Annotated in this window: 10 protein-coding genes; 5 read left to right on the top strand and 5 right to left on the bottom strand. The window is 35.5% G+C overall.

The window, feature by feature from the left end; genetic code table 11:
- Positions 1–113 precede the first annotated feature (113 nt).
- The 5 genes from M2444_RS33120 to M2444_RS33140 form a co-directional block, all read right to left on the bottom strand.
- Positions 114–1,289 (bottom strand): tyrosine-type recombinase/integrase, encoded by a 1,176-nt coding sequence (locus M2444_RS33120; RefSeq protein WP_280789092.1) that lies wholly within the window; start codon positions 1,287–1,289, stop codon positions 114–116.
- 100 nt (positions 1,290–1,389) lie between these two features.
- Complete coding sequence (locus M2444_RS33125; RefSeq protein WP_280789093.1) at positions 1,390–2,319, bottom strand: tyrosine-type recombinase/integrase; 930 nt, start codon at positions 2,317–2,319, stop codon at positions 1,390–1,392.
- Between the two features lie 17 nt (positions 2,320–2,336).
- Positions 2,337–3,437, bottom strand: coding sequence for a tyrosine-type recombinase/integrase (locus tag M2444_RS33130; protein WP_280789094.1), 1,101 nt, complete (start codon positions 3,435–3,437; stop codon positions 2,337–2,339).
- Between the two features lie 16 nt (positions 3,438–3,453).
- Positions 3,454–4,941 carry a tyrosine-type recombinase/integrase gene (locus tag M2444_RS33135; RefSeq protein WP_280789095.1) on the bottom strand — a complete coding sequence of 496 codons (1,488 nt, stop codon included), beginning with the start codon at positions 4,939–4,941 and terminating at the stop codon, positions 3,454–3,456.
- 113 nt (positions 4,942–5,054) lie between these two features.
- The gene (locus tag M2444_RS33140) at positions 5,055–5,855 is read right to left on the bottom strand and encodes a hypothetical protein (protein WP_280789096.1); all 801 of its coding nucleotides are present in this window, start codon (positions 5,853–5,855) and stop codon (positions 5,055–5,057) included.
- Between the two features lie 278 nt (positions 5,856–6,133).
- Here M2444_RS33140 and M2444_RS33515 point away from each other — a divergent pair, with 278 nt between their 5' ends.
- From M2444_RS33515 to M2444_RS33165, 5 genes are all read left to right on the top strand, one after another.
- Entirely contained in the window at positions 6,134–6,466 is a 333-nt protein-coding gene (locus M2444_RS33515) for an excisionase family DNA-binding protein (protein WP_339189497.1), read from the top strand.
- Positions 6,467–7,117: 651 nt separating this feature from the next.
- Positions 7,118–7,870 (top strand): hypothetical protein, encoded by a 753-nt coding sequence (locus M2444_RS33150; protein WP_280789097.1) that lies wholly within the window; start codon positions 7,118–7,120, stop codon positions 7,868–7,870.
- A 577-nt stretch (positions 7,871–8,447) separates the two neighbouring features.
- The gene (locus M2444_RS33155; RefSeq protein WP_280789098.1) at positions 8,448–9,497 is read left to right on the top strand and encodes an SIR2 family protein; all 1,050 of its coding nucleotides are present in this window, start codon (positions 8,448–8,450) and stop codon (positions 9,495–9,497) included.
- Entirely contained in the window at positions 9,494–12,460 is a 2,967-nt protein-coding gene (locus tag M2444_RS33160; protein ID WP_280789099.1) for a hypothetical protein, read from the top strand. The genes M2444_RS33155 and M2444_RS33160 overlap by 4 nt, the downstream gene beginning before the upstream one ends.
- Before the next feature lie 148 nt (positions 12,461–12,608).
- The gene (locus M2444_RS33165; RefSeq protein WP_280789100.1) at positions 12,609–15,542 is read left to right on the top strand and encodes a tetratricopeptide repeat protein; all 2,934 of its coding nucleotides are present in this window, start codon (positions 12,609–12,611) and stop codon (positions 15,540–15,542) included.
- Positions 15,543–16,149 lie beyond the last annotated feature (607 nt).

A 16,149-nucleotide genomic window follows, 5' to 3' on the forward strand; every position in this document is an offset into this window, starting at 1 on the left:
TGCTGGACTTCTTTTAGACATTAGAAAAACTCCCATCATTGTAGCAGTAGAAGTTTTCGTTTTTTCTACTGTCTACTATGATGGGAGCATATCAAAACTTCTGTACGTCTTCTTTATTGTCCTTGTGCATCAGATGTAAAAAACGATTCGAACTTATCGGCAGCAGCCTGATCAGCAGTTTGCAGAGCGTGTCCATAAATATTCATTGTTGTGGCGATGCTTCCATGTCCAAGTCGCTCTGAGATAATCTTAGCATGAACGCCTTGATTAATCAGAATGGTGGCTGAGGTATGCCGGAGATCATGAAACCGAATGTACCGAAAGCCATTTTTCTTTATGAACTGTCGAAACCAAAGATAGGGACGCTCATGATGGAAAGGTTGTCCATTGGGATGTGAGAACATAAAAAACCAATCTCCGCTATACCATGAATCGCCAACGTCATTTCGTTCTTGCATTCTGTAAGCGTAGTATTCTTTCAGCTCCTTTAACATAGAACTTGGTAACGCTACTTTCCGAATAGATTTTTTTGTTTTGGGAGATTTGACAATGACCTCACCTTTAAGAGCATGAATCAGTGATTGTGACACATCCAAAATCCCATTGTTGAAATCAAGATGCTTCCATTCCAGCCCGAGTAATTCGCCCCGCCGCAATCCGGTTGTAAGAGCCAAAGTAACCATGACCTTCCAGTGATATGGCTCTCGTTGCAAAGCTCGAAGCATTTGTTCAACTTCTGTTTCATTATAGGGGACGATCACTTTTGCATTGACCTTTGGTTTCTGCACATCGATAACCGGGTTTCGCTTAATAATTCTCCATTCCACTGCACGTTTGAGTATGTTTTTTAAGATACGGTGTTGAATTTCGATTGTTCCAGAAGCTAAGCCTCCTGCTTTTTTATCTCCACGGCTACCTGCCTTTTCGAGCTGATTCAGATAATTTAAAATGTGAAGTGGTTTAATTTCCTCCAGTCTTAGATGCTGAAAGTACGGAAGAATTCGGGTCTTAAGATTAGAGTCATATGTGTATAAGGTCTTGAATCCCAGATGCTTTACGGCATACTTATCTCTCCATTCTTTGACGAACGCTCCAAATGTTAGTTTTTGAGGCGATACATATTCATCCGCCTCGACTTCCATCCGAAATTTAGCATATTCGCTTTCCACTTCTCGTTTTGTTCGGCAATGAACGGTTTTTGTGAAACGAACGTATTTTCCTCTAGCGTCTTTACCAGCATTAACTGTTAAGAACCATGAATTATCACCACGTTTTTGGATATTTGCCAAGTTAAAGCACCTTCTACAATGGATTTTTATATTAGTCATTATGTCCATTCATGAAGAAGTGAGACCTTACCTTAATAGATTAATATTGATTGGTATCACCTCAGGTATCCTCAAGAATCTTAGTCAAATCATTCAAAGGTGGTACATATCGCAACGTTGTTCCTACATTTTTATGTCGCAGCTGATGCTGAATATCGATGATGCTCATACCACCTGTCTGCATCAAATATCCTGCTGTTCGTCTAAGATCATGTGGCCGAATATGTCTGCCAAGGCCTGCATCTTGAGCTAACTCAGATAGTATCCGTTTAATCTTATCGACGGTCATGATTTTTCCTTGTTGATGGAATAGGTACTCATCCCCCTGATTAGCATACTTAAGATATTCAGGATGTTGGATGTACCGTTCAAGTTCTGCTGTGAGATCTTTAGGGAGGGCGACAGGTCGTTTCTCGGTTTTTTGTGCATCAAAAACGTGGACGATCCGTGTTTCCAAGTGTACCCGTTTCCGCCTTAGGAAACGGACCTCTGAGAGTCGAAGACCCGTGATCAGCATGAACCAGAGAAACACAAACTCTTGCCGGTAGAACGGGCTCTTATGTAATGCAGCTTGTAGAAGGGCAAGACACTCTGCTTTCGACAAGGCCGTGTTTTGAATGGGGGACTCGAATTTTGGCCTAGGATATCCGAGCAGTGGGTTATGTTGAATCAGATCCGCCTCATACAGGAATTCAAAGAAACATCGTAACACGGTAATGGTTGCTGCTAAATTCATATTCGACATATGCTCATGATGTTTTAAGTCCATAAAAAAACGATCAAAGACCTGTCGTTGAATGGGGAGGAATCTGCTAGGATGCTCACGACTGGCATGAAATTGATCAAAATCAAGTTCGCCTTCAAAACCATTGTCAAGTAAGAAGGCTTCGAATTTCTTGAGTACGCTTATATATTTTTGTTTGGTTGAACTTCTTAATGTGAATTGGTTGCTCCAGATCTGGAAGTAGGCGGACTGAAGTAAAAAAGCCATAGGGATCGCCTCCTGATTCAAAAGAGATCGCTTGCTTTGAGCTGAGCGAGGGGATGCTGGTCGATTGCTTTAACTAGCATACTATCAAATAACTTTAAATAAACCTCCGTGGAACTCAGCCACGAATGCCTCATGAGTTCCTTGATCGTGTATAGATTTACGCCGGACTCAAGCAGATAAAGAGCAAAGGAATGCCGTAGAGAGTGTACGGATAGCTGATAAGATTTTTTGTCGGATTCGGGTATAGAGGTTGCTTGATCAATCAAGGCAGCAAACATCTTCTGAACCGTGCTTTCGTGTAGAGGAGATTTCCCTCTGTCATCCGAAAAAATAAATCGTTCTAAATAATCTTGCGCGTCTTTTACGCCATGGTACCGAAAGCTCACATATGTCCCCAGTATTTCAAGGGAGGATTTGGTTATTTTGCTAGGCTGTTTATATCCCTTTTTTCCTTTTCCACGTACAAGGATCTCTTGCCGGGATGAAACAATATCACCAATCTGTAGATGTAACAATTCGCTTAGCCGAATACCCGAACCTAAAAAGGTCCATAAAATGGTGAAATTGCGGTGAGCTTCGCGGCCGAGTCGAACTAGGCACAGCAGCTCATCCAACTGTTCTTTGGTAAACGCACGTGGCTCACGGTTTTGATCTATTTCCATAGAGAGGGTCCGTTTGAGTTTTCGGATATCCTGCTTGAAAAAGTGAGCAAAAACCTCTCCCAGAAAACTTCTTAAAAAAGCAGCTTTTTTGCTACGTGTATTCAGTTTTTGAACAGGGGCTAAATAATCGTTTAAAAAGGCTGCAGATGAAATCTCCTTGATGTTTGGGTTTGCTCCTTTTGAGCGTTCGCAATATCGTAAGAATAAATCCATTTCATAGCGATATGCCTGTTGCGAGGTTTTTGCTAAGCTCTGAAACGCATCACTCTCGTAATAATGGAGAACCGCAACATCCAGCAGAACCGATTCCTTCATTTTTATTGCATCAGCATGGTTTTGAGGAGACAGGCGCTGCAACATGCGTTTAAACGTATCTGGTCCGTATTGATCAGCCAGTTGGAGTAGGTTTTCTTCAAAAGCGATATCATTGGCAATCGTATCATCAAATATAGGCATAACATGTATCCCCTTCTTATTCATATTGGAGCAAATCAATTTGACTAATCATGTGTCCGTCTCGGTACGCCATATGAATATATAACCCTACAGTATCCAGCATTCGTACACGGGCTAATTCTTTTATCGCTTGCGGGAGGATGCCTTTATAGGCAAGGCGCGTAATAAACATATGACGGAAGATATGAACGCCGCCTGGAAACGGCCAACCGGTGATCATCGCGTAAAGTAAGAAATATTCATATACATCGTGTTTAATCGTAGAGATTCTTTGTCCCAGGAGGTAGGTTGTTCTAGGCTGAGTTTGAAGCTCTTGTAAAAGGGAACAAAGTTTTTCGGCCAATGGTAAAACGTGACTCTTTTTACCTTTGCTATGGATAACAATCGTTCGTATTCCTAAATTAATATCACACCATTTGATATGAGCCACTTCAGATAATCGGAGCCCCAGATGGAACATCAATCGATACCCAATCTGTTCACGGACAGGATTTCTTGCGTACTGCTCCACCACCTGAAAAAAGGCCACGATTTGCTGATCCGTTGGAAGCTCACGAGGGCTGTAACGAGGTGCCTTAATGGAACGGAAGCGCTGTAGAGGGGACTCAAAGCCAAATCTTTCATGTAAAAAATGATAGAATGAGCGAATGGCATATATACTATGTGTAAATGAAATTTGGCTGCATTCTCCATCCCTTACGAGCCTTAGTTTGTAGGTGCGGTACATCAGCAAATGTTCATTTTGAATTTGAAAAACGGAGATTGTGTCAGGAGTTGCTTGCTTAAATGTCTGGACGTTTGCACAAAGCCAAACAAAGAGCTGGGTGACGTGGGTAGATGTGTTTCGAATATGTTTACGAGAAAATCCTTTCTCCTCCATATGCATTTGGAAGCCCAGGATTCTCGGATGCATATTTGTCTGCTTGTCTGATGCTTTAAAGAATGGGAAGATCTTTTCTAACTTTCCGCTTTGAATGGATCTTCGCATTAAAAAGTGGAATAGAGTTGATGTGTACGCATCCTTCGCTAGATGTTCGAACCCCTGATGAAGGGTCTTGGGATCAAGCAAGTGTCCATCTTCAATCTGAGAAGGTGCGATCTCAAAAAGTTCTGCAGTGTGAAGCACCAGGTTGCGAGTAAGTTGGAATTTCCTGAAAAAGACATGGGGTGCATTGCGCATACTACGACTTAAATACTCTCGTAATAAGCTTTGGGATATTTCAGTTTGTACTTTGTTCTCCCAGATCCATTGATTAATACCTTTTGCCCCTAGATAGGCCTTGTCTTCTTGAATTTCAGATATCAGTTGTTTGGCATAAAGCATATGTTCCACCTTCTCCCGCGTGACTTTTCTAATATCATGATCGTCACTGAGGGTGGGAAACATACCTTGAACGTCAAGAATCTTTTCGGCAAAAGAAAAATTCTGCCGAAAAGATTCTTGGGTTTCAAGGTGGTTTTGATTTTCTAAATGAGGGGATGTATCAGAAGATTGTTTCTTCATAAGCGTAGCCTCCATTAGGTTTGTTAGCACTAGCCTAACCATGTTGATGAGTTGTAGTTAATCACTCATCAACATGAGAAAGCCAACATAATGGAGGGTAATGCAAGCAGTTTCTAAAGAGAGGTAACGTCGGTGTACTGTCGCTTTTCGATGACTTTTAACAATTCTTCATATGCAGTCTGTTTTTTTTGTTTTGGTCCTACTATCCAGAAGGACCGTTTATGAAGTGGTTGCAAAGGCGTATAGGTTGTCACAAGATGTGTTGCGAACGGAAACATCTTCTTAATGTTGGTTCTTTTTTGAGGATAGAGTGGGGGTTCGTGATTTAGATGGAATTCGAGATACTCTATTTCTGGATAGCTTCTCACCCATCTTGCTGTAATGGGACGATTCTCCCCTTCAAAAAGTGAAAGGGGATCAATGATCCAGTAACCTCGTATGCTCTGAACCTGATTTCGCTCTTCATTAAGTTCATCGATTCGTTTTTCAACGGACGCTCCGTTAAACCAATATTCTGTCGGAGTAGAAAAATACTTCTTATCAGGGTTTTCCTCTACAATCGTTTGCCAAGGAACGTTGCACATGACTGCATAGGAATGAACGACACTGAGAGGTGGTTCCTGAGTCGCGTTTAACAGGTTGTGAGCAGTTCCTGATGCAACTCCTATTTCTTCCTTGATCATTTGTTGGCTTAAACCAAACGATTTTGCATACAGCTGTCTTCGGAAAAAAATATCTGGATACAGAAGTAGCTGCTCCCAGAGTGATTTATAGATTTGAATACGGAAAAGTAAACGATAGTTCGCATCAAGTATATAGCTGCGACATTCCGATCTACTTTTATTATCTGTAGTATTCAACAATTCTTGTGCTTTACGTACCGGCTGATCCCAAAATTCATCTTTTATATTCATTAATATTCACCACATCTATCATAACCTTGGTAAGAATGGAATGCTGAGTTACTCATAAATGTGAGTAATTGACTAAACAACGAAGAGTGGGCGATTAATGTGTTAAGGGCCAGTTGAAAGGTCAAGGGTTCTCACCACACTTCCCTAAAAATATGTAGTTTTTGATTCAAAATGTAAGGCAATAGAACTTCTTTAAAAAGGGACTGTACTTTACACCCTAAAAGATCTCTTAAAAAGAACTTTTTTTGATAGTCACATTAAAAAAAGGGTGGAACGTTATGCGAGAATACGACTTGTTAAGAATTCAATTATTAAAAACATTATTACAAATGGAAGAACAACTGCTAGTCGGTGTCGGGAAAGAAAAGTATCAATCTGGCACAGTTGCTGATAGCAGTGATGAAAATTCGACCGTTCAAAAAGCTGAGCTTCAAATGAAGGCTGTATTTTCTGTAACTGAGTTGTCTGATTATCTTGGTGTTTCATCAGACTGTATCTATACAATGGTACGTGAAAATCAAATTCCCTTTGTAAGAGTACGAAGAAGAATCTTATTTTATAGAGATTCAATTAATTCTTGGATTCACACTAACACCCCATATCCTAAATAGCGGTTCAACATTAATCAGTTCTACTGCTTCATAAAAATATTTGATTAGAAAAAAAACCACCACAAACAAATTCATCCTATACGGATAAATTTTTCTGTGGTGGTTGATTTGTTTTAACAGTACAGTAAGATTAACAGTCGAAACAAGCGGTAAATAATTCCTGCGTAAATTGTAATAAGCTGAATTAAACATTTATTGAATTTCTGAAGATGCTCACCGCTCAGTCACATATTAAAATAATGAGCGTTAGCACCTGCTCGGAGGTTTACGATATCATGATCTACAAAGTGTCAGCTTTCCCATTACTAACCGGATACTGTCTAACTTTTCTGGCGCCTGAGCTTCTTCTCTTACGAATGAAAATATATTTATGATCCTATAAAAAGGTAATATTTTCATTTTATTCATGTTGCAATCTATTATAAAGGTGGCGTTCAACTTTGATGATTGATCAGTAGTTATGTCTTATAGATCTAAAAAAACATGTAGACTATCTAGTGATTATTTGCAGTTCGCATTTAGATTATAGTTAATAAATCTGGAATTGGAGTCAGAAAAGTGTGAAGAATGCGATGTGTTCATTGTCGTAGTAGGGAACTTAGTTAATATGATTTAATTGGTTTATAAATAATGGATTTTGGGGTGACTAGATTGTCTAATTTGACAAAGGAAAAAATAATTGAAGATGTTGTTCGACTTAGGATTTTATTAGAGGATGAAAGTACATACAGTAAAAAACATTTTAAAGAGTGTGAAAAAATAGAAATAAAGTTAACTAAACAAAAAATCAGCGTGAGAAAACTTATCCGTATTCAATATGAAATTATTCAACTGAAGAAAAAGATAAAATCTTTCGAACAGGAAAAAGATAATCGGGCCTTTTACTTTTCGGCATATGGCATTTTATTTTATGGTTTAGTTACTATTTTTTATAGAACAGGGTTACATTTTCAATCAGATATAGGTTGGCTTGATTTTCTATCTGAAAATATACTTAATCTTTGTTCATATGTTCTCATAGGGATAATCGGTGCGTTATCAAGAGTGTTTTCGAAAGCGTTGGACAAGAATGAGGATGTTAGATTATTAATGGCAATTCTATTTCCAGTGGTTTTTATGAGTCTGTTTTTATACAATGGTGATGAAATTTTAGGAATATCAAAAATAAATGTACTCATGTTTGCGGCCGGTTATAGTACAGAATTTATTATGGGAGTTTTAAATAAAATAATGGATTCTGCAAATAAGATATTGAATTTGCCCGATAACTCAGAGGGGAATAATACTCAAATTAATATAGAGAAAAGTATTGGGAAAACTGAGCTGATTGCAGACGAGGATAAAACAAATTTAATCCTCGATCCTGATATTAACACATCTGCCGCTAGAAACTTAAGTGCTTAAAAACTTCAAACCGTCAGCCATAAGCCCGGCGTTTTTTCTTGAATAACACCGTTGGGTCCCCACTTTTAATTTGATTTAAAACATTAAAAACAATTAAAGAAAAAATACAAAGAACATAATTAAATATGCCAGCTGGGGCAGACGACTAAGTTCCCCTTCAAGTTACATGATAGCTGGGAATTTACAGTAACACAAATAGAAGAGATGACAAAGGTAAGTAAGAGGTCGCTCTACCGTGAACTTAACCGGAGGAAACAAAAAGTAACAAAGGCGGCTGATACAGTCTAACAGCGTTGGAGGAGCTACATAAAGGCTTACAGGACAGATTTATCTGTTAAGGGGGCTTTTAATATACTCTACGAGGCCTGTATCAGGCTTCTAAATCCCCCGTACATGCAATGCTTTAAGCTGATGAAACCAACCTATATAAATAAGGTTTCTTCAATAAGGAAAGTTTGTAGGAGTAACCATTAAAAATAGTAGTATTTACAGAAAATAGGAAGGTGAAGCTAATTGGAATGTCGAAATAAGTAACGATACTCCTACTCACTAATCTCATAAAACAAGGTGATTTCTAATGGATTTAGAGTTTACTAGAGAAAAAATAGAAACCTATATTTTTGATACACTAACCAACACTCATCCCATATTAAAGGCTTTAAATAGTGGGAAACTTATTATATTTGTTGGTGCGGGTATGTCTGTTCATCTCGGCTTGCCAAGTTGGAGAGACTTTGCAATTAGATATTTAGAGACTATCTATAAAAATAGCCAAATGACCTCGATGAATTTTAAAACAAAAGAGGCTTTAAAAACCGAGGATACAAAAAAAATACTTTCTGTGTGTGAGTATATCGGAAAGAAGAATCTTCTAGATAAGCAGCTTGAGGGATATTATAAACTATGGTTTGAGACGGACAAAAGCACAGTTTTAAGCGGAAGATTATATGAAAAATTGTACAAGTTAAATGCTATATACTTAACCACTAACTATGATAATGCTCTAGATTTAATTGCAGAGGATGGGCCGATCGTCAGTGATGATGGTGACGAAAGCAAGACCCCAGATATCGGTTATAAAAAAGTGTACTTGGATATTAGTGAGTTCAGTAAGGAAATATTGAAACCCCAGAATGTGATTCATGTTCATGGTAGTGTGAAAGATGTGTCAACAATGATTATTTCGTATGGCGATTACATAAAAAGATATGGTCTCAACGGTAATCTACATGAGAAAAAGAGAGACATATACTCCAATTTTATGACAGAGATATTCAGTGAAAAAGATTTTGTCGTTCTATTTATGGGATATGGTTTGGAGGAAATAGAAATTCTTCAATTTCTATTTGAGGGGACAATAAAAGACTCTAAGTCTTATTGCAATAATAGATATATGGTACTTCCTTGCTATTCAGATGATTTCCTAAAGATGAGCTATTTGTCAGACTATTACAAAAATAATTTTGGTGTAAGTGTAATTCCGTGTAATATGTCAGAAAAGGGCTACGATGTTTTAGAAGATGTGTTGGACCATTTACTTAATTTATCCAAAGGTACTTATCAAGAGAATGATGAAATCACGGAATTAAAAGTTGGCTTAAAAGCAATTGAGGAGATGTTTCTATGAACCTATTCTCTGAAAAAGAACTGAATGCCCTTGAGTCTGTCAGAAAACATAAGAATCTAGAGCCTTATTTTTTTGAAAAGCTAATTGAAAAAAAAGATGTTAAGTGGCTTGATTTACTGAAGAGTCGAGGTTTTTTCGACAAACCTAATGTGCCTGTTTTATCAGAAGGTAATTATATTGAAGAATGGAATGTTCTGAATTATGTAGTTTCGATAATGAACGAATTAGTAAGTAGCCATGATGAAAATCAAATTCTATATATATTAACTGTTCTTTTGCAAGCTGCTGAAACATCTAAGAATTTCAGAGTTTTTAATCAGTCTGTTGAAATTATAAAACGCATTCCTTTATCCAATATTTCTGTTGAATATATAAATGATTTTTTGGATTATTGGCTAGATTGTGAATTTGGGCTGGATTTTATTTTAGACAAGGTCGAATCGGAACTATTAATATATTTATTATCTGATCCGGAAAAGACATTACTTACATTCGAGAAATTCCTTGAAAAAACTATTAGTTCTTTTTCTAGAAATAATTATGTATTAGATGATTTACTGACAAATAACAAAGATAATTTGCTTTATTTATTTTCATTTGACCCACAGAGATGTTGTGAATTTTTAATAGGATTACTGGAAAACGAGCTTTTTGTTGAATCTTCTACGAGAGAGGCAAACGGGCATGCTATAGTTATTCAAAATATTAATGATAAAATGCTTAAGGTGTCCTGCCATGATATCACATTGGAGAAGGTATTTGAGACGAGGGAGATAGACACGGATTTTATTATTGATAATTTGAAACCTTCCCTCGAAGATGTGAGTGACCAGGAGTTAACCATGCAAGTTAGACTTTTATATAATGATTTATTTAACAAAGGAGCATATGAATCTATATTCGATCAAAAAGATTATTTATTTGAAGTAGACGATTATATAAATCACTTTATGAAGGTCTGCTTAATGGAGTCTAAATTAGAATACGATGTATATAATTTATTAGTATCCAAATTATTGAAGAGTAACTATGACCGAGTAAAAAAGTTAGGCATCTTTTTGATTGTTGAAAAATGGGATTTGTTAAGAAGTTCCTTTTTAAGGTTGTTGGAGAATGAAGTTCAATTATTTGATTACATATTTAGAAGTTACATCTACGATGATGAAACTAAGCGTTTATTTGAGTTATTCAATATTGAGATCGACTCAAAGTACTATATGTTAGTTGATGAAATAATTAATAAAAACGAATACTTCCTTCACGATAGAGACGATCAACACTTTAAACTAAAATGGAAACAAAAGCGTTATCTGGCTCTAAGTAATGTTCCCTATTTCCAAGAAAAGTTGATTGAAGCTAAGAGTATAACTGGTGTTGATATTGAACTTTCTCCCGCCATTAAATTCTCTGGAGTTCATTCAATAGAACAAATATCTCCTTTTTCTGCTGAAGAAATAAATAATATTCCCATTAGTGAACTAGTTATCAAAATGAAGAATTTTAGAGAAACTAACAGATTTTCTGACGACTTTAAAGAACTATCCTATCGTGGTTTTGGTTCGGAAATTAAAAGTTCTTTAATCAGTTATCCAGATCATTTCATAGATGATCTCAGACATTTCAATGAGTTGCAGTATGAGTTTATTTATTATTTATTAGATGGATTCAGCGTATTAGTAAAACAAAATATTGATTTAAATTACAATAAAATCCTTGATTTTTTAATTCTTTATATTTCAAATGATGGATTTTGGGACGGGAGTTTTCGAATAGAAAAAGATAACAGTCATCTCATGACTCACAAAAGTGTCTTAAAAGCGTCATATGACTTTATTATTGCTCTTGTAGCTAATGACAAATTCAATTTTACAAAAAGTGAGTTCGAATTAATCTATAATATTATTGATTCATGTTTAAGTAGAATAGACTTCTCCCAAGTTGAGGATGTGTTATTTAGTAACAAAGATATTTCTTTTTACTCCTTAAATTCTTTAGGGGGAAGGTTTGTTAAGACCCTGCTTGAATTAGCTTTGAAAGTAAAAAGAGTAGCAATAGAAGATTATGAAGTACTATGGGGAAATAAAGTTAAGACCACGATAGAACATCTAATGGAAATATCGTGTGTTGATAGCTTCGTTATCTTTGGAGAATACCTGGCTAATTTTGCTTATGTTGATTTGGAATGGACAAAACAGAAAATAAAATCCATTAAACCAGATCAAGAGATGTGGCAGTATTTTATGACAGGTTACCTCGATTCTGGAGTTGTTTATTATGAGTTTTATGAATTAATGGTTGATAATTATCTAGAAGCTATCGAATATAAAGGTTTTGTAGATAAAGATATTAAGGAAAAACTAGGAATTCACATTGCTATCGGTTATATCAACGGCTTTGAAGAGAAAACTAAAGTTGAGTTAATAAATAAAATATTAGATATCTTTGATATTTCAATTATGGAGGTAATGGTTAGATATTTTTATAATATTGAAAAGAAACAATTGGTAAAGGGCGTCTCAAAAAGTGATGCAGTAGAGAGAGTGCTAAAGTTTTGGACTCAATTAATAGAAAAATGCTCAAAAGAGAGTAATGGGATTGAAAATATTAAGCTAATACAACAGGCAGTGAATATAATAAATAACTTTTCAACAATAAATGAGTTGATTGCTACAAATTTATCTATAAGCTTTAAGTACATGATTAGTTCTTTTGGAACTCACCATGTAGTTGACTACTGTGAACGACTTATTACAAAACCAGAGAATAATATTTTCACAATACCTCTCATATTTGAGTTATTTTCTCAATGCATTCCTTCTTATCCTGAGGACAAAATTAAACTTTTATTATTATATCTAAAACAGAATAATGAAAATGAGAAACTTGAATTAATTAGACACTCATATTTAACGAAAACAAAGAAGTCATTTGTTGTTGAGTATATTTCAGAAATCTTAAGATGAGAGGGCGTTTGCCAAGAGTATAGCGTTGGCTTCGATTCTGGATGGGCTAAAACCTTCAGTTAAAGAAATATTTAGATTAACGATTGGGATGCACATATATTGATGGATTATTTAAAATACGCAATATTATTACTCAGGAGGAGATCATATGCAAAGTGATGATAGAGACTTCTTTATTAGCTATACCAGTGTAGATGAACGTTGGGCAATGTGGGTTGCAGAAGAGTTGGAAAAAAAGGGATATACCACTCTAGTTCAAGCATGGGATTTTACCCCAGGTACTAACTTTATACAATCTATGCATACAGCTACAATAAATTGTAAGAGAACAATTGCAATATTGTCAGAAAAATATTATGAATCTCTTTATACCCAGTCAGAGTGGCAAGCAGCTTTTGCAGAAGATCCTACAAGCGAAAAGTCAAAGTTAATTCCAGTTAGGATAAGTGATCATAAACCGAAAGGCTTACTTAAACAAATAGTTTATATAGATTTATTTGGCCTCGAAGAGGAAATTGCAAAAACTAAACTAATAGATGGAGTTGATTTATCAAAAAGAGCTAGAAATTCACAGGGGTTTCCAGGTACAAAAAAAAAAAGAAATAGCGGAGAATTACCTGTAAATAATATAAAATTAATGCGGAACAAGTATTTTACTGGAAGATCAATTATCCTCGACGAAATTAATACTGAATTTACTATACATGATAATTCTAGTTTTTCTCAAATACTAACTGGTACAGGAGGGGTCGGGAAAACTCAATTAGCTTTAGAGTATGCGTATAATTGTGGTTTTGAGTATGATGTTGTCTGGTGGATTGAGGCAGAAGATCCTAAGATGATTATTGAGGGATATAGGGAATTTGCGTATAAAATGGGATTTATTGAAAGGGATGTTGAAGATTCTGAGATAATATTATCCTCAGTAAACAGTTGGACAAGTCAAAATAGAAAATGGTTATTTATTTTTGATAATGCAGAGACTCTAGAGCAAGTATATGATTATCTACCAATACATCCGCAAGGACATATAATAATTACTTCTAGGAATACGAATTGGAATGAATTTGGTAAGGTTTTGGAGATCGATGTATTTAGTGAATTAGAAGCTCCTATCTTTATGAGAAAACGGACTAAGTTGCAAGATGAATCGGGTTTAGACACTTTGCTTGTTGAATTAGGTCATCTTCCTTTAGCTTTGGAGCAAGCTTCTGCATACATAATAAATAACTGTATCACTTATAGTGAATATAAGGATCTATTTGATAAATTTAGAATTGAAATTTTGAAAAAGTATCCACCTTTAAAATACAATTATTCAGTTGCAACAACATGGGTAGTTTCATTGGATAAAATACATGATGAAAGTTCTAGACAATTGCTAGATATCCTAGCATTTTTATATGCCGACAGCGTTGATATACAGTTTTTCACCACTGTATCAGAGCATTTGGATAATCCATTATCAGATAAGGTTAATAATGTGCTAGAGTTCAATGAAATAATATGTAAATTAAAAGAGTACTCGCTTATTAAGTGTTCATCAAACAAAATAAGCATCCATCGATTATTACAAGAAGTTATTCAAATGTCTACTGATTCTAAGAAGTGGATAGGCTTTTTAGTTAATCTAGTTTATGATCATTTAGATTATGAATTTGAGGACAAAAAAAGTTGGATGACATACAAAGACATGGTTGATCAAATTTATTCAATAGCCAATCATGGGAATCGTCATAAAATTGAGATAGGTAAAGTATCCTTTTTATATCATCAACTTGGTTCTTTTTTTAATATGGTACTTAATGATTTTAAACGGGCAGAAAGTATGTATCTGGAAGCTTTAAAAATCAGGGAAGAAATCTTCGGTATATATTCAAAAGATACTATAATAACAAAAAACAATTTAGCCGGATTGTATAAAGATCAAGGTAGATATGCAGAAGCTGAAGAGTTATATTTGAGCTCGATAGCAATTTGCGAAGCAATATTCGGTGCTAAAGGTAAGCTTTTACTAACCTTGAAAGATAATTTGGCTCAACTTTATCAAGTTGTAGGTAAATACGAAACTGCAAGAAGATTACTTATCGAAGTGATTGATATAAAAACTAGTTTTTACGGAAGTGAAAGTTCTTTTGTGGCAACCTCAAAGGGAAATCTCGGTGTGATATTGACTACTTTGGGCGAATATGAAAAAGCCGAAATCTTATTGATTGAATCATTGGAAATTGAAAGTAATGCTACTGGAACACAGAATGAGAATACTGCAAGTATCTTTGATGCTTTAGCAAATGTGTATACAAAACTAGGAAAATACAATTTAGCTGAAAAATATTTTAAAGATTCATTGTACATTAGAAGAACTATTTTTACTTCAGAACATTATGATGTAGCAATCTCTCTTAATAATTTAGCTACTTTTTATATGGAAATGCACTGTTTTAATGAGGCAGAACCTTTATTGTATGAATCATTAGATATCTCAAAAAAAATTCTTTCTATGGACCCTTGCGAAATTGCAACAACTTATAACAATCTAGGTAAGGTTTTAACTGAAACTGGAGAATATGAAAATGCGATGAAAATGCTCGAAAAATCAATAAAACTAAAAAAGGAGTATATGGAAGAAGAGCATATTGATTTTTCAGCATCCTATACTAATCTAGGCAATTTGTACATGAGCTTAGAAGAGTATGATTTAGCAGAACCGTTTTTTAAAGATGCATTTAAAATTAGGAAAAAAATACTTGGGACTAAGCACCCTGAAACAATTAATTCCATAAATAATCTAGGCGTGTTATATAATGCACAAATGAAGTTTGATAAGGCAGAGCCATTATTAGTTCAAGCGTTGGATTATACAAAAGATGTTTTTGGAGACGAACATAAGGATACTATTGAATCTTACTATTCACTTTCTGTATTTTATTTGCAGACGAAGAGACAAAAGGAAGGGATTGAATTGCTTTTCAAGGCAATTAAGCTAAGTAAAAAAGTACTTGGTGAAGAACATGAAACAACTATTATGATAAATGATTATATTCGTAGTAGTGTTTTGCCGTATGCGAAGATAGTATTCTAATTTTAATACTCATGTACTTTAAAAGTGTATTTAAAACCTTGATGTAAAATTGATGTAAAACATCAACAGAAACGGTCGGATTGCAGCCAAACAGATCGCAAGCCAATTGGCAAAAAGCCCGTCAAATCAAGGTTTCTGCAGATTGCAACAGCCAACATCCTAGTGCTATATGTTCCCGCATACGGTGCATGTGGAGTCGGTGGCTTTGTTGGTAAAGAGTGAAACGGTGAAATAAAACCCTTTTATTCACTTGGATTTTCAATATGGTACAGATGGCGGAGATCAGACTTGATTTGAAATTGATATGGAAATCCATCGAGTTCCAGCCTAAATGAACAGAAGACACCAGGCAGTTGAAGTGCTCCTTGTCAAGTAGACACTAAATCATTGCTATAGTTTTAGTAATAGTACCAGAAAAGAAATGGGTAATTTTTTCACTAGCGGAGAACGATAAAAGAGCAGCGAGTTAGACGAGCGTAGCCCCTAGGCTCCACCATAAATAAACCGCCCTGTTCTGAACTGCACCCCAATTGTTAGACACATCTAACATTTGGAGGTGCAGTTTTTTTATGACCAGGTACAGTACAGATGAAAAAACTCAAGCCGT

The sequence above is a fragment of the Paenibacillus sp. PastF-3 genome (genome assembly GCF_029893135.1).
Classification (GTDB): Bacteria; Bacillota; Bacilli; order Paenibacillales; family Paenibacillaceae; genus Paenibacillus_AQ; species Paenibacillus_AQ nitricinens.